Here is a 22,344-nt window from a genome sequence, read left to right as displayed (position 1 = left end):
ATGAGCAGCGTCAGCGTCGTGATCCCCTGCTACCGCTACGGCCACTTCCTGGCCGACTGCGTCCGCAGCGTGCTGGACGAACAGGAGGGGCTCGACGTCCGGGTGCTGATCATCGACGACGCGTCACCCGACGACTCGGCGGAGGCCGCCCGCACGCTGGCGGCCTCCGACCCGAGGATCGAGGTGCGCGTCCACGAGCGGAACAAGGGGCACATCGCCACTTACAACGAGGGCCTGCTGGAGTGGGCCGACGGCGACTACGTGGTGCTGCTGTCCGCCGACGACCGGCTCGTGCCGGGTGCGCTCGTGCGGGCGGCCGCGCTCATGGACGCCCACCCCGAGGTGGGCTTCTGCTACGGCCGGCCGCTGCGCTTCGAGCACGGCGGCCCGCTGCCGGCGGCCCGCACCGCCGGCACGGGCACCGCCGTCTACCCCGGGCGCTGGTGGCTGGACCGCAGGTTCCGCGAGGGCACGGGGTGCATCACCTCCCCCGAGGTGGTGGTGCGCACCGAGTTGCAGCGCAAGGTCGGCGGCTACGACCCGGCGCTGCCGCACGCCGGCGACATCGAGATGTGGATGCGGCTGGCCGCGCACGCCGACGTCGGCTACGTGCGCGGCGCCGACCAGGCGTACTACCGGGTGCACGGCGCGAACATGTCCACCACGGACTTCGGCGGTCAGCTGGACGACCTGCGGCAGCGCCGCGCGGCGTTCGAGGCCGTACTCGACAAGTGCGCGGGCCAACTGCCCGACGCACGGCGGCTGTCGGAGACCGTGCACACCAAACTCGCGCGGCAGGCGCTGCGCCGGGCGTGCCGAGCGTACGACCGCGGCCGCACCGCGGTGGTTCCGGTGGACGAGCTGGTGGCGTTCGCCCGGGACTGCACGGCGACCGCCGAGCGCCTGCCGGAGTACCGGGGGCTGCGGTTGCGGCAGCGGGTCGGGCCGCGGGCCATGCCGTACCTGCAGCCGCTGGTGCTGTCCGCGGTGGCCGAGCGGGGCCGGGAGTGGCTGTGGTGGCAGTCGTGGAAGCGCCGGGGGATCTGATGGGAGCGACACACGCCGCGGGGGCGGCGGTCGGCCGCCCCCGGTCAGCGCGGCGCGGGCAGGACGGCCCCGGCCGGGGCCGTCCTGTCCGGGCCTCGTGGCAGCAGGCCGGTGCGGGCGACCCTGCGCCGCAGCAGCCAGCGGTCCGTCCACAGCGCGCAGAGGGTGCCGCCGCCGAGTCCGGCCAGCGCCACGCCGGCCAGGGCGCGGCTCTTGGTGCCGGTCACCTGCACCGGGTTGGGCGGCACCAGCACGTCGACGCTCATCCGCGAGGCGGCGTCGATGTTCTGGCTGTCCTGCAGCTGACCGACGTGCCGGGTGTAGACCGCGATGATCCGCCGTACCGCGCGGTCCGCGGCGGCCGGGTCCGGCTGGTCGGCCTGCACCTGGAGCGACGGGATCAGGTAGGCCGGGGTCACGCTCGTACCGCTGTTGCGCGGCAGCAGCCGGTACGCGCCGATGACGCCCGCGGCCCTCAACTCCTCGGCACCGGAGGCCGACTGGAGCTGCTCGACGACGGCGTGCGAGACGACCGCCAGCGGCGGCTGGAGATTCGCGAACTGGTTCGGCTGGTTGCCGGTGACGGGCGGCTTCAGCACGACCACGGCCGAACTGCGGTACACCAGCGGGGGTTTCAGCTCGTGATAGGCGCCTGCCGCGGTCACCGCGAGGGCGACGAGCAGAACGTACCAGCGGCGCACCAGCGCGCGGACCACGTCTTCCGGGGACACTCGGCCTCCTCCTGCCGGCTTCGATACTGGCAGCCCGTCCGGCGCGCTGCCACCGGATCGGGCACTTCGCCCCGAAGCGGACGCCCCGCGCGCCCAGGGAGGCCCGCGTGACCCTCGGAGAGCTCCTCGGCGTGCTGCTGCGCCGCTGGTACGTGATGCTGCCGCTGACCCTGGCCGGCCTGCTGACGGGCGGTTACCTGTACGTGGCGGTCCCGGTGTCCTACGAGTCGTCCAGCTCGGTGTCGCTGCTGGACTCCACGGCGGCGGCCCGTCCCGCGCCGGCCTACGGCAACCCCATCGCCAACGCCGGCGGTTCGCTGGTGGTCACCGCCGACGTGCTGATCAGGACGCTGGAGTCCAGTGACGCGGCGCACGCCCTCCACGACCTGGGCGTGACCGACCGCTACACCGTGGGCTTCGCCCCGAACGCCTCCGGACCGCTGCTGTCGCTGGCGGTCACCGGCACCGAGCGGACCCGGGTGCTGGCGGAGACGGCGACCCTGACGAGCTTCGCCGGGGAGCAGTTGCGGGCCCTGCAGGCGGCGGACCGGATCGCGCCGCAGTACTACGTGAGCGCGACCCCGATCGTGCTGCCGCAGGAACCGGTCACCAAGCTCAAGAGCCGCTACCAGATGGTGGCGGCCGTGGTCATCGCCGGCACCGCGTCCGGCTTCTTCCTGTCGTTCTTCACCGAGGCCGCCGTGCTGGCCAGGCGCCGCCGCAAGGGCCAGGACCCGGCGCCGGGGAGCCGGCCCGCCCGCCCGCGCGGCGCGCACCGGCCGCGGCGGCCGGGTCTGCTCAGGCGGCCGCTGGACGCGACGACCTGGCTGACCGGCTACCTCGTGCTCGCGTTCTTCCTCCCCTCGAACCTGGACCTTCCGGCGCTCGGCGGGGTGGGGACGCCGGCGAACGTGTTCGCGCTGACGGGCCTGCTCTGGTATGTGGCGTCCTGGCTCACCGGCCGGGTCGCGCCCGCCCCCGGGACGCGCGGGCCCAGGCTCGTGATGTGCCTGCTCGCGGCGGCCGTGCTGATGGCGTACGTCGCCGACGGCGCGCGCTCCGCCTCGCACGAGGAGGTGCTGGCCGCCGACCGGGGCCTGATCGGCCTGCTGGTGTGGGTGTCGCTGGTGGTGCTGACGACCGCGGGGATCCACGAGCGGGAACGGCTGGACACCCTCATGCGGCGCCTGGTCGTGATGGGCAGTGTGGTGGCCGCGATCGGCTACTACGACTTCTTCACCGCGACGAACATCGCGGACTCGATCCACATCCCCGGGCTCCAGTCGAGCGTCGCGGGCGTGCGGACCCTGGACCGGGGGTCGTTCGTCCGGCCGCGGTCGACGACGGCGCAGTCGCTGGAGTTCGCGGGGATGCTGGCGATCCTCGTGCCGTTCGCGGTCCAGCAGGCGTTCGACCCGGTACGGCGGCACGCGGGCGTGGTCCGCCGCTGGGGGCCGGTCGTGGCGATGGGCGGCGCGCTCCCGCTCACGGTGTCGAGGACGTCGATCATCGGCGCGTTCATCGTGATCCTGGTGATGGTGCCGCGCTGGAAGCCGCAGCGGCGCTGGGGGGCGATCGGCGTGCTCATCGCGTCGGTGGGCGCGCTCAAGGTCGTCATCCCCGGGCTGATCGGCACCATCCTCACGCTGTTCTCCACGTTCCTGTCGAACTCCGACAGCAGCACGCAGGCACGCACCGTGAAGTACTCGGCGATCGTGCCGTACCTGCGGCAGCACCCGCTGTTCGGGCAGGGGTTCGGCACGTTCACCCCCGACCTGTACTTCTTCACCGACAACCAGTACATGCTGACGCTGGCGGAGATGGGCGTGCTGGGCCTGGTGGCGCTGCTGTCGCTGTACCTGACGGGGATCCACCACGGCGGGGCGATCCGCCGCCTGGCGCGGAGCGAGGCCGACCGGGAGCTGGGCCAGGCGTTCTTCGCCTCGGCGATGGTCGCGCTCGTCATCAGCGCGACCTTCGACGCGCTGATGTTCCCGATGTTCGCCGGCATGTTCTTCGTGACGCTCGGCGCGGGGGGCAGCTACCTCGGGTTCCTGCGGCGCGAGGCACCCGCGCCCCGGGCGCCCGCCGCGACCGCGCCCTCCCCCGCCTCCGCCGTCCCCGCCGCCGTCCGTCCCGGCCCACCCCAACTCGTGGAGTCCTGATGCCCCTGACCCCGATGGCCGAAGGGCCGGTCGCGGTGCTCGTCGTCACCTGGAACAGCGCGGCCGTGCTGCCGGAGTTCATCGCGTCGCTCCCGACGGCGATGTCGGGCCTGGAATGGCGGCTGGTCGTCGCGGACAACGACTCCGCGGACGACACCGTGGAGGTCGTACGCGCCCTCGCGCCGGACGCCACGATCGTGCAGACCGGCCGCAACGCCGGGTACGCCGCCGGCGTCAACGCCGCCCTGGGTGCGGCGCGCGGCTGGGCGGGCGGCATCCGTGCGGCGATGGTCTGCAACCCGGACATCCGGATGCGTGAGGGCTGTGCCCGGCTGCTGGTGGACGACCTGGGCGCGACGCTGCCCGACGGGGCGACGGTGGGCATCAGCGTGCCGGTGCTGCACGAGGCGGACGGCTCGGTGGTCCGCTCGCTGCGCCGGGAGCCCAGCGTCGGCCGGGCGTTCGGCGAGGCGGTGATCGGCAACACCCGGGCCGGTCGCTTCCCGCGGCTCAGCGAGCTGGTCACCGATCCCGGCGCGTACACCGGGCCGACGCGCGCGGACTGGGCGACGGGCGCGCTGATGGCGCTGTCCGCCGCGTGCCTGGAGGCGTGCGGCGACTGGGACGAGTCGTTCTTCCTGTACTCGGAGGAGACCGAGTACTGCCTGCGGGCGCGCGACAGGGGGTACGCCACCCGGCTCCAGCCGCAGGCCGCGGCGGTGCACCTGGGCGGCGACTCACGGGTCTCCCCGTACCTGTGGACGCTGCTCACGCTGAACAGGGTGCGGCTGCACCGCCGCCGGCACGGCGCCGTGCCGGCGGCCGCGTTCTGGGCGGCGGTACTGCTGCGCGAGGCCTCGAGGGCGGCCCTGGGCCGGGCGCCGAGCCGCGCCGCGGCGGCCGCGCTGGTCAGTCCCGCGAAGCTGCGGCGGCCCCCGGGGCCCGCTCCGCGCGCACCGCTGTCAGCGACTTCGTGACGCCCAGCACCCGCTCGCTGATCAGCACCGAGTCGGGGAAGAGGTAGCGCATCTCGGCGCGCGTCAGCAGCTCGATGTTGATCACGGCGTCCATGCCCTCCTGCGGGCTGCCCGGCCGGCTGTGCGTCAGCGGCCAGTGCCGCACCAGTTTGGCGCGGGCGGCCAGCGGCAGGAACTGGAAGCCGGGCGCGACGAAGTGCGGCTCGACCGGGAAGTACCGGTACGGCGTCTGGATCCAGTGCAGGGGCGCGAGCTTGTCCACGGCTGCCACGAACCGGCGGCGCTGGCTGTGCCCGCCGACGTGCTCGATCGTGGAGTTGGAGAACACCAGGTCGTAACTGCCCAGGGCGGCGGCCACGTCCGGGGCGGTGACGTCGGCGTTCTCGGCACTGATCCAGTCGGGCAGCCCCTCGGGGTGCGGCTCCAGGTTGATCAGGTGCACGTGCTTGGCGCGCACCGGCGCCCGCAGCCACATGTCGGCGGTGCCGCCGAGGTCCACCACGGTCATGCCCTCGATGCCGGGGAAGAGCTGCCGGAACCGCTCCCAGCGGGCGGTTCTCAGACGTTCGCCCACGGAGCCGGGGGCGTCGACGAAACGGTTGCGCAGAGCGCGGGTACGGGGCATCGGTGAACCACCTGGGGTCGGGGCGTCCGGGCGGCCCGGGCGCGGGAGTTCGGAGGGACGGCGGTCGCCGGGCCTACCACTGGGTGAAGAAGCTGGTCGGGTTGACCAGGTACTGGACGGTGACGTGCGGGATGTGCAGGACCCGGCGGCCGCGGGCGTACCGGCGGACGAACTCCCAGTCCTCGCGCGGCATCACGCCCTTGGGCCGGTACAGCCAGCTGAACCGCATGCCCGGGACGCGGCGGGCGACGAACGCGTTGATGTCGACGAACGCCTCACGCGCGTTGCGGCGGCGGTCCCACGGCACCGAGAGCACGTCGTGCTCGGAGCCGTCGGGCAGCACCCGGCGCACCGCGGTGTACACGGCGTCCGGGCCGTCCGGTGCCTCCAGCACGGCCAGTGCGGTCTCCAGATGGTCGGGCGCCCAGACGTTGTCGTCGTCGAGGAAGGCCACGTAACGGGACCGGGTGAGCCGCATCGCCACGTTGCGCACCACGCCGCAGTCGCCGGAGTTGCGCTCCATGGCGACCGCCACCAGCCGCGGGTCGTCGGGCAGTCCGGCCGCGGGCAGCGAGCCGGAGCCGTCGTCGACGACCACGACGAGCTGGTCGCGGACGGTCTGCGCGAGCGCCGAGCGGACCGCGACGAGCAGTTCCTCGGGGCGCCGGTAGGTGGGGATCGCGGTGACGACGAGGGGCTCGGGCAGGTCGGGCAGGGTGGTCCTGATCCGCGCGATCTCGGCGTTGACCAGCCGCCGCAGCCGTAGGCCGGAGGGCGCGAGCAGCACCTTGTTGCGCAGCTCGAACAGCACGATCCAGCCGAACATCCCCTTGAGCACCGTCCAGGGCAGCCGGGCCAGGGTCCGCAGCGGGCGGACACGGCCGGAGGGCCGCGCCTCCGCGGCGGTCACGAGGTCGCCCCGGGGGTGACCGGTCTTCCGTCGGACATGTGGTTGTCACTCCAGACGTTGCCTGAACCGCCCGCGTTCCATGCGGCGACGGGGCCGTAGCCGCCGGAGCCCGGGTGGTACTCGGTGGAGAAGGTGTTGCCGGTGACCTTGATGCCGGTGGCGCCCGTGCCGCCGGCGTACAGCGCGTAGGCGCCGCCGGCCAGCCAGTTGTCCTGCACCGTGACGTTGACGACGGGCCCGGTGTCGGCGAACAGGCCGACGCTGCCGGAGGCGCCCTTGTCGACGGGCGTCGGGTTGAGGAGGGTGTTGTGCCGGATCGTCAGCCCGCCGGCCCCGCCGCCGTTGCTGATGACCGCGTTGGTGTGCTGCCACTCGCCGCCGAGGTTCCTGAACGGCGTGACGTCGTGGACGTAGTTGTCGTGCAGGTCGCCCTGGCCCATGGACAGGGCGTCGCCGAACACCGAGACGTCGCACCAGCCGATCTCGATCGAGCTGGTGCCCATGTTGGACACCGCGTAGTCGACGCCGCCGTTGTCGGGTCCCTTGCCGGGCACGGCGGTGATGGCGGTGTGCAGGATGCGCAGGCCCTTGTAGCCCGAACGCAGGTTGATGCCCCACCAGTTGTCGGAGGTGATGCGGCTGTCGATGACGGTGACGTCGTTGGCGTAGATGTCCAGGGACCCGGTGATGTCCCAGCGGCTGATGACCGTCCCGTCCGTCCGGACGGTCATGGCGCCGGTCCGGTGCGGCGTCAGGGACAGCCGCGGGCCGGTGGTGTGCGCGTCGGGGTAGCCGCAGGCGGAGTAGGTGGCGCACCGGCCGCCGGGTGAGGCCGTGCCACCCGGCGCGGGGTCCGCGCCCGGGGCGGCGTGGCCCGCCGGGCTGGTGCGCTCGATGCCGGCGGTGCGGGCGCCCTCGCCCGCACCGGCCGCCGAACGTCCCTTGGGCGAGGCGGAGTCGGCGGGGTCGGTCTGGCCGGGCGAACAGGTGAGGGCCTGGACGGGACAGCGTCCCGCGGTGGAGTCGCCGGCGCCGGAACGGGTGGCCACCAGCACGGACAGGACGGCGGCCAGGACGGCGCCGGCGGCGATCAGCGCCAGCAGGCCGCGGCGCGGGACGCGGGAGCCGCGCTGCGCGTGGCCGGGGCCCGGGGCCGGTGCCGCTGGTCGTGGTGCGGGCATGGGAGGTTACCTCGTGAGGGTGTCGGTGGGCGCGGTACCGCGCAGGAACTGACGGCTGGGCAGCACACACAGCGTGTACGCGGCCAGGGCGACCAGGCCGGTCGCGGCGAGCGCGGGCCGGCTGTCGCCGAACCTCCGTTCGAGGAGCAGGGCGGTCGCGGCCATCACGGCGCCGCCCAGGAAGGGCCAGGAGCAGGCCCTGGCGATCCAGCGGGCGCTGATGCCCGCCCGGCTCAGGGCGAGCACGAACACCGGGACAACGATCCCGCCCGCCACCAGGACATGGCCCTGGGCGACGCCGACGATGCCGTGCAGGTGTGCGGCCGCCACCAGGACGGGGAACAGGGCGGCCAGCCAGAGCGCCTGCACTCCGATCAGGGCCCTGCGCCGGCCCACCGCCACCAGGCAGTCGTAGGCGAGTTCGCAGCCGATGCGGATCAGGCCGAGGGCCATCAGCCAGGGCAGGGCCTTGGCGGCAGGCACCCAGGTGCTGCCGTAGACGACGTCGACGACCGGGGCGGCCAGCGCGCCGAGCAGCACGCACAGCGGGACGGTCCCGGTGACGAGGACGGCCAGGGCCCGGCTGAAGCCCTCGGCGAGTCCCTGCGGGGAGCCGGCCAGCCGGGAGAACCCGGCGAAGGACACCCGCCGTGCGGCCTCGGAGATGATGCGTACCGGCCAGCCGGAGATGTTGAACGCCAGAACGTAGAAGCCGAGGGACACCTTGCCGAGGGTGGCGCCGACGACCAGGGTGTCCAGGTTGACCACGCACAGGGCGAGGAGGCTGGCGCCCGCCAGCGGTACCCCGAAACGCAGCAGGGCGCGCGCCTGCTCGGGGTTCCAGCCGAATTTCAGCGTGCCGGGCGCGGCCAGGCAGAACCCGGTCAGGGCGGCGGTGTTGCCCGCGACCGAGCCCCAGGCGAAGCTCATCGCGCCCATGCCGCCGAACGCGAGGAGCAGGGTGACGGTCGTACTGATGGTGAAGTTGGCCGCGTCGATGACCATGCGCCTGCCCTGCGCGAACTCCCGGGTGAGGAAGCCGGCGGGCACCTGGGCGATGCCGTCGAGCACCACGCACAGGCACATCACCCGCAGCACCCCGGTCGCCTCGGGCGAGCCGACGGTGCGGGCCACGGCGGGGGCGGCGGCGAACAGCGCCGCGTACACGAGGGTGCTGGACGCGGTGCTGAGGGTCAGGACGGTCGGGGAGAAGCGGCGGGCGTCGCCGTCCCAGCGGATGATCGCCAGGCCCACGCCGAGTTCGTTGGCGGCGAGCAGGACCAGCAGCACCGTCTGGGCGATGCCGTAGACGCCCCAGGCGGCCGGGCCGAGGGCGAAGCGGGCGAGCAGGATGCCGGTGACGAAGTTGCCGAGCCGCATGACGACCGTGTTGATCAGGCTCCACCGGGCGGCGGACCGGACCTTGCGGCCGAGGCCGGGCGCGACGGTCACCACGGTCACCACGTCGGGAGACGTCGTTCCGGGACCGGCCGTCGCGGGGTCGGCCGTCGCGGGGTCAGCCGTCGCCCGGTCGGCCGTTCCAGGGCCGGCCGTCGCGGGGCCCGTGGGAAGCGGGTCGAGGTCGTCCTCGTCCCGGATCGCCCAGGACGGGATCCTGCGCACCGGGCGCGGGACGGCCGCCTCGGGGCCGGGGGCCCGGGGCGCCGGGTCGTCTGCGGCGCGCGCCGTGGTCATGGGACGTCTCCTTGCCCTGCGGCGTGCGGGAGGCGGGGTGTTACACGAACCGGTGGGTGTCGTTGCCGGCCGCGTCGCCGCCGTGCAGGCCGGTCACGTCGGCCATTCCCGACGGGTCCGCCGCCCCGGTGGCGCCGGGGTCGGAGGGCGCCGCCGACGGGTCGGCCTCCAGCGCGCCCACCTCCAGCGCGTCGCGGTCCAGCGCGCCGGGCACCGACCAGCTGGGGGTTTTGCGGGCCGCGGCGGGCTCCGGCCGTTCCGCGCGCGGGGGCGCGAAACGCTGCCCGGCCGCCGGGTCCTCGGCGGCCTGCGGCGTCTCGGCCCGTGCGGGCGCGTCCGGCTGCTGGCCTCCGGCCGCTTGCCCGGCCGGGCCCGCCACTGGTCCCCTGCGCCGGGCCTCCACGTAGAACGTGGCGACCATGCTCAGCACGACGCCCAGCACCGCGGCCAGGGCCAGGTACTCGTAGCGGGTCTTGGTCTGGGCGACCGGGTTCTGCGGCGGCACGATGGTGGCCATGCGTATCAGGGCCTGCGGCACGACGGACTGCTGGGACTGGAACTGGTCGAGCTGCTCGGCCGCGTACGTGGTGAAGAGCTTGTCCGCGGCCAGCACGGCCTTCTTGTCGGTGCCGCTGGCCGTCAGCCACAGCAGCGGTCCCACCGCGTTGTCGGCCAGCTTGGCCGAGGTCGTGGCGGTGGACCCCTCGGCCTTGAGATGGGCCACGGCGGCGTCGGAGTTGAGGCTGCGGGCGAGGCTGTCGGCCATGCCGTTGAGCGCGATCTGCGAGCTGAGGAACGGGTTCCCGCCGAACGCCACCGTCGCCTTCTGCGAGTTGAGCAGCACCACCGTGCTCTGCGACGTGTACGTCACCGGCACCTTGAGGTAGGCGCCGGCGGTGAGCGCCACCGTCAACAGCAGCCCGGGCAGCAGGACATACCATCGCCGGCGCATGACGCGGGCGATCTCCGCGAGATCCATTCACAACCCCCCTCGCGTCCCCGTGACGCGCGATCAGCATATGGTGTGCGATGCCCGGACGAGGGCTGTTTCAGCCGTCGCGACGGCCCTGCTCAGCGGGCCCCTCACGTGGCGGGCACCGGCAGGTCGGTGGGCCGCGGGCGGCCGGTGGCGGCATCCCGGTCGAGCAGGACCTCGGCGATCCGCTCCCCCGCCCTGCCGTCCCACAGTTCGGGGCGGCGCGGTGCGGGCGGGTCGTCCAGCACCGCGTGCGCGGTGGCCACGATCCGCTCCGGGTCGCGCCCGGCGAGCACGTTGGTGCCCTGCTCCACGGTGACGGGCCGCTCCGTGTTGTCCCGCAGCGTCACGCACGGCACGCCCAAGGCGGTGGTCTCCTCCTGCACGCCGCCGGAGTCGGTGAGGACGATCCTGGCCGAGTCCTGCAGCGCGATGAAGTCGAGGTAACCGGCGGGGGGGACGAGCCGGAGACCGCCGGGGACGCCGAGGTCGGCGAGCCGGTCCGCGGCGCGCGGGTGCACGGGAAGCACCAGCGGGCAGCGGGAGGCGACCTCGCCGAGGGCCTTGAGCAGGCCGGTGAGCACCTCCGGGTCGTCGACGTTGGCCGGCCGGTGCAGCGTCACCAGGCCGTACTCCCCCGGCGTCAGGCCCAGTTGCTCCAGTGCGCCGCCGCGCCGGGCACGGTCCAGGTTGGCGAGCAGGCTGTCGATCATGACGTTGCCGACGACGTGGATCTGGTCCTCGCGGTAGCCCTCGGCGCGCAGGTTGGCGGCGGCGTCCGGCGAGGGTGCGAGGAGGTAGTCGCTGACCCGGTCGGTGACGACGCGGTTGACCTCCTCCGGCATCGTCCAGTCGCGGCTGCGCAGTCCGGCCTCCACGTGCGCCAGCAGGGGGCCGGCCTTGGCCGTCACCAGTGCGCAGGCCACCGTGGAGTTGATGTCGCCGACGACGACCACGGCGTCCGGGGCGGTCTCGGCGAGCAGCGGCTCGAAGGCGGCCATGACCCGCCCGGTCTGCTCGGCGTGGGTGCCCGAACCGACCCCGAGGAAGCGGTCGGGCGGCCTGATGCCGAGGTCGCGGAAGAAGACGCCGTTCATCGACTCGTCGTAGTGCTGCCCGGTGTGGACCAGCACGACCTCGGCGCCGCGCCGCTCCAGGGCGTCCATCACCGGTTTGATCTTCATGTAGTTGGGGCGCGCGCCCGCCACGCACACGATCCGTGCCGCGCCGCCGCTCCTCGGCCCGCTGCCCGCGGTACCGCTGTTCATGGTCGCCGCCATGGGTCAGAGCACCTCCACCGCGGGTCCCGCCAGCCGTCTGCGGCAGTCCAGGACGAAGGAGGCGTGCTCGGTCACCAGGTCGTAGTCGAAGGCGTCGTGGTCGGTCAGCAGCACCACCACGTCGGCCTGGGCGATCTCCTTGCGGGTCAGCTCGACCCGCACCAGCCGCGGGTCGACGGCGGCGGTCTCCACCACGTGCGGGTCGGCGGCCCGCACCTTGGCGCCCATGTCGAGGAGGAGCTGGGAGATGCGCATCGAGGGCGACTCGCGGGCGTCGCCGGTGTTCTTCTTGTAGGCCAGGCCCAGCAGCAGCACCTTGGAGCCGTTGACCGAGCGGCGGCGCCGGTTGAAGGCGTCGATGATCCGCCGGGTGACGTACTCCGGCATGTGCCCGTTGATGTCGTTGGCCAGCTCCACGAAGCGGAAGCTCTGGCCGAGTTCGCGCTGCACCCGCCACGACAGGTACGACGGGTCGATGGGCAGGCAGTGGCCGCCCACGCCGGGCCCGGGGGTGAACTTCATGAACCCGAACGGCTTGCTGGCGGCGGCGTCGATGGCCTGCCACACGTCGATGTCGAGGTGGCGGGCGAACATCGCGATCTCGTTGACGAGGGCGATGTTGACGTGCCGGAAGGTGTTCTCCAGCAGTTTGGCGAGTTCGGCCTCCTTCGGGGAGCCGACCGGCACGGTGGTGTCGACCAGGCCGCCGTAGAAGTCCTGGACGGCCTTCAGCGAGGCCGCGTCGACCCCGGACACCACCTTCGGGGTCTGCTGGAAGCCCCACACCTTGTTGCCCGGGTCGATGCGCTCGGGGCTGTAGCCGAGGTGGAAGTCGGCGCCGGCGGTCAGCCCCGAGCCGTCCTCCAGCAGCGGCGCGAACAGCTCCTGCGTGGTGCCGGGATAGGTGGTGGACTCCAGCACCACCGTCGCCCCGGGCCGCAGGTAGCGGGCCAGGGTCCGCGCGGACTCCTCGATGTAGCGCAGGTCGGGGACGCCCTCGTGCAGCGGGGTGGGCACGGTGACCACGGCGACGTCGAAGCCGCCGCAGTCGCGGGCCGCGTCGCTGGCACGGTAACTGCCGTTGTCCAGCGCGGCGACGATCCGCTCGGAGGAGACGTCCTCGACGAAGGAGACGCCTGCCGCCAGGCTCTTGATACGGCGGGAGTCCACGTCGTAGCCGACGACCTCGTGTCCCACCTCGGCCGCCCGGATCGCCAGGGGCAGCCCTACATAGCCTTGTCCGACCACGACGACACGCATCAGTAACTCCTGTTCGCGGTGGGGGCTGCCGGGGTGCGGCGGACGAGTTCGCGGGCCGTCATCGCCAGGAACGCCGCGTTGGTGGTGACGTAGCGGCGGGCGAGCCTGCGCGGTTCCTGCAGCAGCCGGTAGAGCCACTCCAGGCCGAGCCGCTGCCAGGCCAGCGGGGCGCGGCGGGTGACGCCGGCCAGGATGTCGAACGAGCCGCCGACGCCGTGCACCACGTGGACTCCGGTGCGCTTGCCGTAGGCGGCGGTGAAGATCTCCTTCTTCGGCGACGTCATGCCCAGGAACAGCAGCTGGGCGCCGCTGGCATGGACGGCGTCCGCGATCCGCGGCTGCTCGTCGTCGCCGAAGTAGCCGTTGCGGGACCCGGCGACCTTCAACGCCGGGAAGCGGGAGGCGACTTCGCGGTTCATCTTCTCCAGCACCTCTTCGGTGGCGCCCAGGAAGTAGACGGCGAAGCCCTCCTGCTCGGCGGCGGCCAGCAGACGCATGAACAGGTCGATGCCGGCGACACGTTCGGGCAGCGGGGCGCGCAGCAGCCGCGCCGCCCACACCACGGCCTGGCCGTCGGCGACCACCAGGTCGCAGCCGGCGACGGCGTCGCGCAGCCGCGGGTCGCGGCGCATGGTGACGAGCTTGGCGGCGTTGACGACGCCGACCTCCAGCGGGCGCCGCGCGCGCACGGCGTCCAGGCACCGCTCCACGGTCTGGTCCATGGTGAGGGGGTCGATCCCGACCCCGAACAGGGTTCTTCGGGGGGTCATCCGCGGGCCTCCGGCTCGGCTGCGGTCCGGGGTTCGACGGCCGTCCGGGGCTCGGGGACGGTCGGTGGCCCGGGGACGGCCGGTGGCTCGGCGGCGGCCCGCGGCTCCGGGTCCTGTGCGCCACCGGTGCGCTGCGGGGCGAGCCAGGCGTACAGCATCCAGCCGAACTCGTAGGGGCGGCACTCGCGGTCCACGGCCGTGGGCCGGTACACGCGGTCGAGGACGCCGAGGCGGGCTCCGGGCAGCGGGCGGGTCGCCAGGCCGCGGGCGGCGCGGACCGCCTTGGCCGGGTCGCCCCGGTGCACCTTGCGCCAGGTGACGCCGTCCTCGTCCAGGATCATCGGCTCGCTCCGGCCGGTCCCGGCCAGTTCGGGCGGCCCGGCCATCCAGGCCAGGCCGCGGCGGACCGCGGCGCCGTGGTCGGCGCCGCCGGCGTCCGTGAGGTCGAACAGCGCGGTGGGCGCCATCGCGTGCTGGTGCACGCTGTAGACCGGATAGCCCTCGATGACGGCGCCGGTCCTGGCGTCGTAGTGCCACCACCACTGGCCCGCGTCGCCCTGCAGGTCGCAGATGCGGGCCGCGCAGGCGTCGGCGGCGGCCAGTGCCTCCGCGTCGCGTCCGCTCGCGTGCAGCCGGGCCAGGGCCTGCAGCGGGTAGACCTGGTCGGCGAAGCAGCTGACGTGGGCCCGGTAGCGCGGGACGAGCCCGGGGGCCGTCGCGTGCGGGAACAGCGGACTGCCCGCGGCACGGGAGCGCAGCAGCCGGTCGCGGGCGGCGGCCAGCCGCGGCTCCACGTCGGCGGTCGCGCGTGCCGCGGCGAGCGCGGACAGCACCCAGGCGGCCTCCACGGTGTACCGGGGGCCGTCGCCGGTGTCGAGCGCGGCGACCCGGTCGAGGGCGTCGGCGAGCTTGGGGTGGCCGGTCTCCGCGGCGGCCCAGGCGACGAGTGCGGCGTCCCCGAGGTTCGTGGTGCCCGGCAGCTGCTGGACGAGCAGTCCGGTGAACTCCTCGGCGGTGTGCCCGCCGAGCACGGCCCGCTGCCGGGCTTCGGGCAGCAGGCGGGCGCCGAGCGCGGTGATGGCCGAGTACCGCAGGCTGGTGCCGCGGTTCTCCAACCGCCAGGCGGGGTCCGCCCCGTGGGACGGGGGCCGGCCTGCGGGCTCGCGGGCGGCCCGGGTGAAGACGAAGGTGTCCCGGTCCGCCAGGTACATCGCCGGCAGGCCCGACTCGGCGACGGACAGGAGCCGTTCCGCCAGCTCGTGGAGCGGTGGATCCTCGCCGGCGAGCGCGGCGAGACGTGTCGTGGTCATCGTCCCCTCACAATGATCATGGGCAGGCGGTGCCGCGTGCGTGCTCTGCCGCGCCCCGCACCGCGGTCAGCCCTGCGCGCGGTGCCGGTCGGCGGCGGGCGGTCCTGCGGCGTGCGGTCGACACGCCAGGCCCTGCGGATACGGCACACCAGCCCCCTGGTCGCTTCGCGATCGGACTCGCGGCGGTCCGGCCCCACACCGGACACGGGTACGGCGCCGGCGGCCGCGCCGCGCGGCGGTGCCTCCGCCGCGTCCCGCAGTTCGCCGTTGCCGTCACCGATCACTGAAACCCCCCACCGGACACGGCAGTTCACCGCGTCCGGCCCGCAACGTGAGGAACACGATATGCCGAGCGATGTCCGCCGATTCAGGCTTTTCGGAAAAACACCGGAAGCTGCCGGTGCGGCCGCGGTCCGGATTCCGTTCCGTGGCGTCCGGGCGCCCGCCCCGCCGTGCGGCGCGGTCCGGTCAGCCGCGCTCGAACAGCGTTCCGTCCTTCTCGTCGTGCAGGGCTCCGGTGCGCGGGCAGCGCCACACCCCGGGTTCCCCTTCGACCTCGGCGAGCCGCTCCCCGGCCCGGCCCACCCAGCCGATCCGGCGCGCCGGGACGCCCGCCACCAGGGCGAAGTCCGGCACGTCACGGGTGACGACGGCACCGGCGGCGACCAGCGCCCAGCGGCCGACGGCGACCGGCGCCACGCACACCGAGCGCGCGCCCAGCGAGGCGCCCTCGCCGACCCGCACCGCGACGGCCACCCAGTCGCCGCCGCGTTTGAGCCGCCCCTCGGGGTCGACCGAGCGCGGGAAGTAGTCGTTGGTCAGCACCGCGGCGGGCCCGACGAAGACACCGTCGGCCAGCTCGGCCGGCTCGTAGACCAGCGCGTGGTTCTGCAGCTTCACGTGGTCGCCGATGCGCACGCCCGGCCCCACGTAGGCGCCGCGCCCGATGATGCATTCGCGGCCGAGTCTGGCCTGTTCGCGGATCTGCGCCAGGTCCCAGACCGTCGTGCCGTCGCCCAGTTCCGCCGTGCCGTCCACCTGCGCGGTGGGCTGAATACGTGTCGGCATGCCGCCGCCTCCCCAGAACACCCCCGGACTCCCCAGTCCGTGGCGTGAGCATAGGGGCGTTCCGGGCGGGCGCGAGGGCGATCGCGGGCAGCCGGGTGATCCGCGCGTGGCGGCGCCGCCGGGTGGACACAATGGGGCGTTGCCGGCGAGGGCCGGGCGGGACGCTCACGACACCGAAGGCGTGATGGGGATGAGGCAGCTCGGCATTGCGGGGACCTGGGTGCACGAACCGAAGGTCTTCACCGACGCCCGGGGCGGTTTCCACGAGTGGTTCCGCGGGGGCGAGTTCGCCGCGGCGACGGGTCGCGACCTGCGTCTGGCGCAGGCGAACCACTCGGTGTCCGTACGCGGGACCGTGCGCGGCGTCCACTTCGCCGACGTACCTCCGGGCCAGGCGAAGTACGTCACGTGCGTACGCGGCGCCGTACTGGACGTGGTCGTCGACGTCCGGGTCGGCTCCCCCACGTTCGGCACGTGGGAGGCGGTACGGCTGGACGACGTCGATCACTCCGCCCTGTTCGTCTCCGAGGGGCTGGGCCACGCGTTCATGGCGCTGACCGACGACGCGACGGTGGTGTACCTGTGCTCGGAGGGTTACGCGCCCGAGCGGGAGCACGCGATCGACCCGCTGGACCCGGCGCTGGACCTGCCGTGGCCCGCGGGCGCGCGGCGGCTGCTGTCGGACAAGGACGCGCAGGCGCCGACCCTCGCGCAGGCGCGCGAGCGGGGAATGCTGCCGTCGTACGAGGACTGCCTGGCGCTGTACCGCGCGCAGGGCGCGGGGCGGGACTGACGGACGGGGACGCGGCGGGCGGGGCCCCGCCCTCAGGCCGGGCCCCGGCCGCGGTCCCACAGCCCCGTGCGGTGACCGAACCCGGTGTCGTGGCGGCGCTGCCTCAGCAGTTCCAGCAGGTAGGCGCCGTAGCCGCTCTTCAGCAGCGGCTCGGCGAGCTCGGCGAGTCGCGTGTCGTCGATGAAGCCGGCCAGCCAGGCCGCCTCCTCGATGCAGCCGATCTTGAACCCCTGCCGCTCCTCGACCACGCGGACGTACTCCGACGCCTGGACGAGCGACTGGAAGGTGCCGGTGTCGAGCCAGACCGTGCCGCGGTCCAGTACCGAGACGGTGAGCCGCCCGCGGTTGAGGTACTCCTGGTTGACGTGGGTGATCTCCAGCTCGCCGCGGGCGCTGGGGATCAGCTTCCGGGCGATCTCCACCACCTCGGCGTCGTAGAAGTACAGGCCGGGCACGGCGTAACGGGAGCGCGGCCGGGCCGGCTTCTCCTCGATCGACAGCGCCCGGCCGCTCTCGTCGAACTCCACGACGCCGTAGTCGCCCGGGTTGGCCACGGCGTGCGCGAAGATCACACCGCCCTCGGGCCGGGTCCAGCCGCGCAGCTGCCGGCCGAGCCCGTCGCCGTGGAAGATGTTGTCGCCCAGCACCAGCGCCACGGGCTCGCCGCCGATGAACTCCTCGCCGATGACGAACGCCTCGGCGATGCCGGCCGGGCTCTCCTGCACCGCGAAACGGAAGCGCAGACCGAACGGGGACCCGTCACCGAGCAGCCGCTCGAACTGCGGCCGGTCGTCGGGGGTGGTGATGATCAGGATGTCCCGGACGCCCGCGGTCACCAGGGTCGTCAGCGGGTAGTACACCATCGGCTTGTCGAAGACCGGCATCAGCTGCTTGGAGACGGCCTTGGTGATCGGCCACAGGCGCGACCCCGTCCCCCCGGCGAGCACTATCCCACGCATGCCGGTGATGATAGCGATCGCGGGGGTTTCCCATCGTTGGACCGCGAAGTTCCCCGAACATCACCGTGCGCGGCCTGTGTCCCCTACGATGGCGGTCCCATGCGCATACTCGTCACCGGCGGGGCCGGCTTCATCGGATCGCAGTTCGTTCGGGCCACCCTTCGCGGCGAGCTGCCGTCCGGGCCCGGGACCCGTGTCACCGTCCTGGACAACCTCTCCTACTCGGGCAACGAGGCGAATCTCGCCGATGTCGCCGGGCACCCGGACCTCACCTTCGTGCACGGCGACATCCGCGACCGCTCGGTGGTCGACGCGGTGACGGCCGGGCAGGACGCGGTGGTGCACTTCGCCGCCGAGTCGCACGTCGACCGGTCGATCGTGGACGCGTCGCCGTTCGTGACGACCAACGTGCTGGGCACGCAGGTGCTGCTGGACGCGGCCCTGCGGCACCGCGTCGGACGGTTCGCGCACGTCTCGACGGACGAGGTGTACGGCTCGATCGACGAGGGCAGCTGGACGGAGTCCTCGCCGCTGGCCCCCAACTCCCCCTACGCGGCGTCGAAGGCGGCCTCCGACCTGATGGTGCTGGCCTGCCACCGCACCCACGGCCTGGACGTGACGGTGACGCGCTGCTCCAACAACTACGGGCCGTACCACTTCCCCGAGAAGATGATCCCGCTGTTCGTCACCAACCTCCTGGACGGGCGCGAGGTGCCGCTGTACGGCGACGGGAGCAACGTGCGGGACTGGCTGCACGTGGCGGACCACTGCCGGGGGATCGACCTGGTGCTGCACCGGGGCCGGGCCGGCGCGGTCTACCACATCGGCGGAGGCACGGAGTTGAGCAACCGGGAGCTGACCGGGCGGCTGCTGACGGCTTGCGGCGCGGACTGGGACCGGGTGGAGCGGGTGCAGGACCGCAAGGGCCACGACCTGCGCTACTCCCTGAACATCGACCGGATCCGCGGCGAGCTGGGCTACCAGCCGCTGGTCGACTTCGACGAGGGTCTGGCCGCGACCGTCGCCTGGTACCGCGACAACCGCTCCTGGTGGGAGCCGCTGAAGGCGAAGGCGGAACTGCCGCGATGAGCCGCTGGCTGGTGACCGGCGCGGGCGGGATGCTGGGCCGCGACGTCGTGGAGGTGCTGAGCGGGACGCCGGGCGTGGCGGTGACCGGACTGGCCAGGGCCGCGCTGGACGTCACCGACGCCGCGGCGGCCGACACGGCGGTCGCCGGGCACGACGTGGTGGTGAACGCGGCGGCGTGGACCGACGTCGACGGCGCGGAGCGCGCGGAGGCCGGGGCCACCCGGGTCAACGGCGAGGGCGCCCGCAGCCTCGCGGCCGCCTGCGCGCGGCACGGCGCGGTCCTGCTCCAGGTGTCCACCGATTACGTCTTCCCGGGCGACGCGACCCGCCCCTACCGGGAGGACGCGCCGACCGGGCCGGTCAACGCCTACGGCCGCGGCAAGCTGGCCGGCGAGCTGGCTGTGCGCGAACTGCTGCCGGATTACGGCTTCGTGGTTCGCACGGCCTGGCTGTACGGGGCGTACGGCCGCAACTTCGTGAGCACCGTGCTCGGGCTCGCCGCGCAGCGGGACACCCTCGACGTGGTGGACGACCAGGTCGGCCAGCCGACCTGGTCGCGGGCGCTCGCGGTGCGGCTGTCCGCACTCGGCGGGGCGGCGCTGGCCGGACGCGCGCCGGCCGGTGTCTACCACGCGACCTCGACCGGCCAGGTGACCTGGTACGGGCTGGCCCGGGCCGCGTTCGCCCTGTCGGGCCTGGACCCCGAGCGGGTCCGGCCGACCACCTCGGAGCACTTCGTGCGTCCGGCGCCGCGCCCGTCGTACAGCGTGCTCGGGCACGACGGCTGGTCTCGCGCGGGGATGCCGCCGATGAAGGACTGGCGCACCGAACTCGCCGCCGCGCTGCCGGTGATGGCCGCGGCCGCGGCGGCCTCCTCTCCCCCGGCCTGACCCGGTACCCCGCAACCGCCCTACCGGGCGGGCTACTTCACTGACGCCCTTGCACCCCACGGGACTTGGCGCGACCTTTGCCGATCGTTTGTCAGCCGCTGGTGCCACCCCTCGCAGTGTTGTCTGCACACTGACAAGCACGCATCGGGCGCCCCGTACACCTCACCGCTTTACGCCCGTTGCGCCTGCACCGCGAGACCCGCGAGAAGGAGCAGCATGTCGGCAACCATCCGCATCACCGCCGCATCCGCCGTGGCCGCAGCAGCCCTGTCCGCCTTCGCGACCGCGCCCTCAGCGGTCGCGTCGGCCGGCCCCGCGTTCCGGCACACGCCCGTCGCCAGCCACCGGCTGGTCGGCCCCGGCGGCCGCATCACCCACAGCACCAGCTCCAACTGGGCCGGATACGCCGCGTCCGGCGGCACGTTCACCAGCGTCTCGGCGAGCTGGGTGCAGCCCGCCGTGAGCTGCGGCAGCGCCACCACGTACTCGTCGTTCTGGGTCGGCATCGACGGCGACGGCAGCAACTCCGTGGAGCAGACCGGCACCGAGGCCGACTGCTCGGGCGGCCGCGCGTCCTACTCGTCGTGGTACGAGATGTACCCGGCCTACCCGGTGAACTACAGCAACACGGTCAGCCCCGGCGACCACTTCACCGCCACCGTGTCGGTCAGCGGCACCAGCTTCACGCTGACACTCAGCGACACGACCAAGGGCTGGACGAAGACCACGAAGAAGAGCTCGAGCTCGGCGCAGAAGTACTCGGCCGAGATCATCGCCGAGGCGCCGTCCAGCTCCTCCGGCGTGCTGCCGCTGTCCAACTTCGGCACGGCCTCGTTCACCGCCTCGACCGCGAACGGCCAGCCGATCGGGAACTTCTCGCCCGACAAGATCAACATGGCCTCGGGCAGCACCACCAAGGCCACGACGTCGGCACTGTCCGGCGGCGAGAACTTCAGCGTGGCCTGGAACCACAGCTGAGGTCGCAGCCGGTGACCTGAAGGTCACCCCGTGCGAACCGGCCGGGCCTGGGGTCCGGCCGGTTCGCCGCACTCCCGGCACGGCCGCCCTCCCGGCGCCGCGCCGGGAGTGTTGTTTCGGGACGAATCGGGCGGGTAGTCGACCGGAAACCCGAGCCGGACCGAAGGCAGCGGTGTCCGTGAGAAGGAGGGCCCGCCGGCCGGCACGTGATGAGGGAGGCCACGGCCTATGACCGACCAGGGAAGCAACAAGACCGGATTCGTTCGCGACGACGAGTTCAAGAGGGAGATGCAGGACGCGCTGCGGGCCTCGCGCGCGGTGCGCTCCGAGGAGCCCCTCGAACCGCAGTCGGTCGACTACGAACTGGTCTCGGGGCAGGTGGCGGTCCCCAGCCCGGCGGCCCCTTCCGGCATGACGGCGGAGGACGTCATCGTCCGCAGCGACCTGGCCAGGCACCTGGAACCCAGCATCTTCCCGGCACGCCGCTCGGCGCTGCTCGGTTCTCTGCACCGGAACATGGCGCCGGACGGTCTGCTGGACCGGGTGTCGGAGCTGCCCAGCGGCGACGAGTACCGCAATGTGCAGGCAGTGGTACAGGCCATGGGCTTCGGCGTGGAGGAGAACCCCGAGCGGCCCGGCTGAGCGCGGCGCCGTGACGAGGGCCCGGCGGCCCGCCCCGGAGGCGGGCCGCCGGGCCCTCGTGTCCGTGACCGCCGGTCACACCGGCCCGCGGGTCGGACGCGCATCGGCCAGGGTCTGGCGACGGATCAGCCACGGCGTCGGTCAGTTGAACACGTCCGGGTCTGGACCGGTGCGCAGACCGCGGTCCAGCGCGGCGATCGCGGCCATGTCCGCGTCGTCCAGGGCGAAGCCGAACACGTCGATGTTCTCCCGGACGCGGGCGGGCGTGACCGACTTGGGGATCACCACGGTGCCCAGCTGGAGGTGCCAGCGCAGGACGACCTGGGCGGGGGTCCTGCCGTGGCGGCGGGCGATCGCGGCGAGGGCCGGCTCGCCGAGCAGTGCGCCCTGCGCCAGCGGGCTCCACGCCTCGGTGGTGATGCCGAACTCGGCGTGCACGGCGCGCAGTTCGCGCTGCTGCAGCCCGGGGTGCAGCTCGACCTGGTTGACCGCCGGCACCACTCCGCCGTCTTCGACGAGGCGACGCAGGTGGGCGGGCTGGAAGTTGGACACGCCGATGGCGCGGACGCGGCCGCCGGCGAGCAGCGTCCGCAGCGCGCGCCACGTGTCGAGGTAGCGGTCGCCGGCCGGGGCGGGCCAGTGGATCAGGTAGAGGTCGACGAGGTCCAGCCCGACGCGTTCCAGCGACGTGTCGAACGCCCTGAGAGTGCTGTCGTAACCCTGGTCGGCGTTCCACAGCTTGGTGGTGACGAACAGTTCGTCCCGGGCGAGGCCCGAGGCGGCGAGCGCCCGGCCCACGCCGGCCTCGTTGCCGTACACCGCGGCGGTGTCGATGCTGCGGTACCCGGCGTCGAGCGCCGCGGTGACCGCGGCGGCGGTCTCGTCGTCGGGCACCTGGAAGACGCCGAAGCCGAGCTGCGGCATGGCGACGGGGCGGGCGCCGCCTGCCGTGCCGTGGGCCAGGGTGACGGCCGGCACGGGTGGGAGGCCCGGGGCGG

The 22,344-nt window shown here is 73.5% G+C and carries 21 protein-coding genes; 8 read left to right on the top strand and 13 right to left on the bottom strand.

All coding sequences use genetic code 11. The features are described from left to right. Complete coding sequence (locus BMW99_RS17820; protein WP_069466027.1) at positions 1–1,047, top strand: glycosyltransferase family 2 protein; 1,047 nt, start codon at positions 1–3, stop codon at positions 1,045–1,047. Between the two features lie 44 nt (positions 1,048–1,091). On the opposite strand, the gene BMW99_RS17815 is transcribed toward BMW99_RS17820, so the two are convergent. Continuing rightward, positions 1,092–1,778 carry a hypothetical protein gene (locus BMW99_RS17815; RefSeq protein WP_075017117.1) on the bottom strand — a complete coding sequence of 229 codons (687 nt, stop codon included), beginning with the start codon at positions 1,776–1,778 and terminating at the stop codon, positions 1,092–1,094. A 107-nt stretch (positions 1,779–1,885) separates the two neighbouring features. Here BMW99_RS17815 and BMW99_RS17810 point away from each other — a divergent pair, with 107 nt between their 5' ends. Continuing rightward, entirely contained in the window at positions 1,886–3,943 is a 2,058-nt protein-coding gene (locus BMW99_RS17810; protein WP_075017116.1) for an O-antigen ligase family protein, read from the top strand. After that, positions 3,943–4,920, top strand: coding sequence for a glycosyltransferase (locus BMW99_RS17805; RefSeq protein WP_245791512.1), 978 nt, complete (start codon positions 3,943–3,945; stop codon positions 4,918–4,920). Before BMW99_RS17810 ends, BMW99_RS17805 begins: the two co-directional genes overlap by 1 nt. Here the strand turns inward: BMW99_RS17805 and BMW99_RS17800 are convergent. The 10 genes from BMW99_RS17800 to BMW99_RS17755 all read right to left on the bottom strand — a co-directional run bounded on the left by BMW99_RS17800 (position 4,853) and on the right by BMW99_RS17755 (position 15,995). Next, positions 4,853–5,545: a hypothetical protein gene (locus BMW99_RS17800; protein ID WP_069466940.1), complete on the bottom strand. Its 693-nt coding sequence runs from the start codon at positions 5,543–5,545 to the stop codon at positions 4,853–4,855. The two genes, BMW99_RS17805 and BMW99_RS17800, sit on opposite strands and share 68 nt — an antisense overlap. A 73-nt stretch (positions 5,546–5,618) precedes the next feature. Continuing rightward, positions 5,619–6,455: a glycosyltransferase family 2 protein gene (locus tag BMW99_RS17795; RefSeq protein WP_245791511.1), complete on the bottom strand. Its 837-nt coding sequence runs from the start codon at positions 6,453–6,455 to the stop codon at positions 5,619–5,621. Beyond that, positions 6,452–7,636 (bottom strand): right-handed parallel beta-helix repeat-containing protein, encoded by a 1,185-nt coding sequence (locus BMW99_RS17790; RefSeq protein WP_245791510.1) that lies wholly within the window; start codon positions 7,634–7,636, stop codon positions 6,452–6,454. Before BMW99_RS17790 ends, BMW99_RS17795 begins: the two co-directional genes overlap by 4 nt. A gap of 6 nt (positions 7,637–7,642) precedes the next feature. Further along, a complete protein-coding gene (locus BMW99_RS17785; protein WP_079139004.1) occupies positions 7,643–9,331 on the bottom strand; it encodes an oligosaccharide flippase family protein in 1,689 nt (562 codons plus the stop codon). 40 nt (positions 9,332–9,371) lie between these two features. Beyond that, a complete protein-coding gene (locus BMW99_RS42665) occupies positions 9,372–10,310 on the bottom strand; it encodes a YveK family protein (protein WP_075017115.1) in 939 nt (312 codons plus the stop codon). A gap of 104 nt (positions 10,311–10,414) precedes the next feature. Further along, a complete protein-coding gene (wecB, locus tag BMW99_RS17775) occupies positions 10,415–11,587 on the bottom strand; it encodes a non-hydrolyzing UDP-N-acetylglucosamine 2-epimerase (protein ID WP_245791509.1) in 1,173 nt (390 codons plus the stop codon). A gap of 3 nt (positions 11,588–11,590) precedes the next feature. Next, positions 11,591–12,847: a nucleotide sugar dehydrogenase gene (locus BMW99_RS17770; RefSeq protein WP_069462440.1), complete on the bottom strand. Its 1,257-nt coding sequence runs from the start codon at positions 12,845–12,847 to the stop codon at positions 11,591–11,593. Continuing rightward, positions 12,847–13,617, bottom strand: coding sequence for a WecB/TagA/CpsF family glycosyltransferase (locus BMW99_RS17765; protein WP_069462439.1), 771 nt, complete (start codon positions 13,615–13,617; stop codon positions 12,847–12,849). The genes BMW99_RS17770 and BMW99_RS17765 overlap by 1 nt, the downstream gene beginning before the upstream one ends. Beyond that, positions 13,614–14,927 (bottom strand): hypothetical protein, encoded by a 1,314-nt coding sequence (locus tag BMW99_RS17760; protein ID WP_245791508.1) that lies wholly within the window; start codon positions 14,925–14,927, stop codon positions 13,614–13,616. The genes BMW99_RS17765 and BMW99_RS17760 overlap by 4 nt, the downstream gene beginning before the upstream one ends. 468 nt (positions 14,928–15,395) lie before the next feature. Then, on the bottom strand, positions 15,396–15,995 hold the full coding sequence (locus BMW99_RS17755; RefSeq protein WP_075017136.1) for an acyltransferase: 600 nt from the start codon (positions 15,993–15,995) through the stop codon (positions 15,396–15,398). A gap of 190 nt (positions 15,996–16,185) precedes the next feature. Here BMW99_RS17755 and rfbC point away from each other — a divergent pair, with 190 nt between their 5' ends. Then, a complete protein-coding gene (rfbC, locus tag BMW99_RS17750; protein WP_069463908.1) occupies positions 16,186–16,788 on the top strand; it encodes a dTDP-4-dehydrorhamnose 3,5-epimerase in 603 nt (200 codons plus the stop codon). A 32-nt stretch (positions 16,789–16,820) separates the two neighbouring features. On the opposite strand, the gene rfbA is transcribed toward rfbC, so the two are convergent. Further along, a complete protein-coding gene (gene rfbA / locus BMW99_RS17745) occupies positions 16,821–17,747 on the bottom strand; it encodes a glucose-1-phosphate thymidylyltransferase RfbA (RefSeq protein ID WP_069463902.1) in 927 nt (308 codons plus the stop codon). A 99-nt stretch (positions 17,748–17,846) separates the two neighbouring features. Here rfbA and rfbB point away from each other — a divergent pair, with 99 nt between their 5' ends. The 4 genes from rfbB (at position 17,847) to BMW99_RS17725 (ending at position 21,346) form a co-directional block, all read left to right on the top strand. Beyond that, the gene (gene rfbB / locus BMW99_RS17740; protein ID WP_069463903.1) at positions 17,847–18,836 is read left to right on the top strand and encodes a dTDP-glucose 4,6-dehydratase; all 990 of its coding nucleotides are present in this window, start codon (positions 17,847–17,849) and stop codon (positions 18,834–18,836) included. After that, positions 18,833–19,726, top strand: a complete 894-nt coding sequence (rfbD, locus tag BMW99_RS17735) for a dTDP-4-dehydrorhamnose reductase (RefSeq protein ID WP_069463904.1) — start codon at positions 18,833–18,835, stop codon at positions 19,724–19,726. The genes rfbB and rfbD overlap by 4 nt, the downstream gene beginning before the upstream one ends. Before the next feature lie 216 nt (positions 19,727–19,942). Beyond that, the gene (locus BMW99_RS17730; RefSeq protein ID WP_069463905.1) at positions 19,943–20,704 is read left to right on the top strand and encodes a G1 family glutamic endopeptidase; all 762 of its coding nucleotides are present in this window, start codon (positions 19,943–19,945) and stop codon (positions 20,702–20,704) included. Between the two features lie 228 nt (positions 20,705–20,932). Continuing rightward, positions 20,933–21,346 (top strand): DUF2795 domain-containing protein, encoded by a 414-nt coding sequence (locus BMW99_RS17725; RefSeq protein ID WP_069463906.1) that lies wholly within the window; start codon positions 20,933–20,935, stop codon positions 21,344–21,346. Positions 21,347–21,487: 141 nt separating this feature from the next. Here BMW99_RS17725 and BMW99_RS17720 read toward each other — a convergent pair whose 3' ends face one another. Beyond that, positions 21,488–22,270 carry an aldo/keto reductase gene (locus BMW99_RS17720; protein ID WP_107485379.1) on the bottom strand — a complete coding sequence of 261 codons (783 nt, stop codon included), beginning with the start codon at positions 22,268–22,270 and terminating at the stop codon, positions 21,488–21,490. Positions 22,271–22,344: the final 74 nt, after the last annotated feature.

The organism is Actinacidiphila rubida (assembly GCF_900110255.1).
Classification (GTDB): domain Bacteria; phylum Actinomycetota; class Actinomycetes; order Streptomycetales; family Streptomycetaceae; genus Actinacidiphila; species Actinacidiphila rubida.
The sequence above is the reverse complement of the archived record's forward strand: the minus strand, read 5'-3'. Positions and strand labels throughout refer to the sequence as shown.

Bases quoted from the DNA above. Each gene is read 5' to 3' on its own strand.
- BMW99_RS17820 (WP_069466027.1), top strand. From the start codon at position 1: ATGAGCAGCGTCAGCGTCGTGATCCCCTGCTACCGCTACGGCCACTTC.
- BMW99_RS17805 (WP_245791512.1), top strand. From the start codon at position 3,943: ATGCCCCTGACCCCGATGGCCGAAGGGCCGGTCGCGGTGCTCGTCGTC.
- BMW99_RS17800 (WP_069466940.1), bottom strand. From the start codon at position 5,545: ATGCCCCGTACCCGCGCTCTGCGCAACCGTTTCGTCGACGCCCCCGGC.
- BMW99_RS17790 (WP_245791510.1), bottom strand. From the start codon at position 7,636: ATGCCCGCACCACGACCAGCGGCACCGGCCCCGGGCCCCGGCCACGCG.
- BMW99_RS17785 (WP_079139004.1), bottom strand. From the start codon at position 9,331: ATGACCACGGCGCGCGCCGCAGACGACCCGGCGCCCCGGGCCCCCGGC.
- BMW99_RS42665 (WP_075017115.1), bottom strand. From the start codon at position 10,310: ATGGATCTCGCGGAGATCGCCCGCGTCATGCGCCGGCGATGGTATGTC.
- wecB (WP_245791509.1), bottom strand. From the start codon at position 11,587: ATGGCGGCGACCATGAACAGCGGTACCGCGGGCAGCGGGCCGAGGAGC.
- BMW99_RS17770 (WP_069462440.1), bottom strand. From the start codon at position 12,847: ATGCGTGTCGTCGTGGTCGGACAAGGCTATGTAGGGCTGCCCCTGGCG.
- BMW99_RS17765 (WP_069462439.1), bottom strand. From the start codon at position 13,617: ATGACCCCCCGAAGAACCCTGTTCGGGGTCGGGATCGACCCCCTCACC.
- BMW99_RS17760 (WP_245791508.1), bottom strand. From the start codon at position 14,927: ATGACCACGACACGTCTCGCCGCGCTCGCCGGCGAGGATCCACCGCTC.
- BMW99_RS17755 (WP_075017136.1), bottom strand. From the start codon at position 15,995: ATGCCGACACGTATTCAGCCCACCGCGCAGGTGGACGGCACGGCGGAA.
- rfbC (WP_069463908.1), top strand. From the start codon at position 16,186: ATGAGGCAGCTCGGCATTGCGGGGACCTGGGTGCACGAACCGAAGGTC.
- rfbA (WP_069463902.1), bottom strand. From the start codon at position 17,747: ATGCGTGGGATAGTGCTCGCCGGGGGGACGGGGTCGCGCCTGTGGCCG.
- rfbB (WP_069463903.1), top strand. From the start codon at position 17,847: ATGCGCATACTCGTCACCGGCGGGGCCGGCTTCATCGGATCGCAGTTC.
- rfbD (WP_069463904.1), top strand. From the start codon at position 18,833: ATGAGCCGCTGGCTGGTGACCGGCGCGGGCGGGATGCTGGGCCGCGAC.
- BMW99_RS17730 (WP_069463905.1), top strand. From the start codon at position 19,943: ATGTCGGCAACCATCCGCATCACCGCCGCATCCGCCGTGGCCGCAGCA.
- BMW99_RS17725 (WP_069463906.1), top strand. From the start codon at position 20,933: ATGACCGACCAGGGAAGCAACAAGACCGGATTCGTTCGCGACGACGAG.
- BMW99_RS17720 (WP_107485379.1), bottom strand. From the start codon at position 22,270: ATGCCGCAGCTCGGCTTCGGCGTCTTCCAGGTGCCCGACGACGAGACC.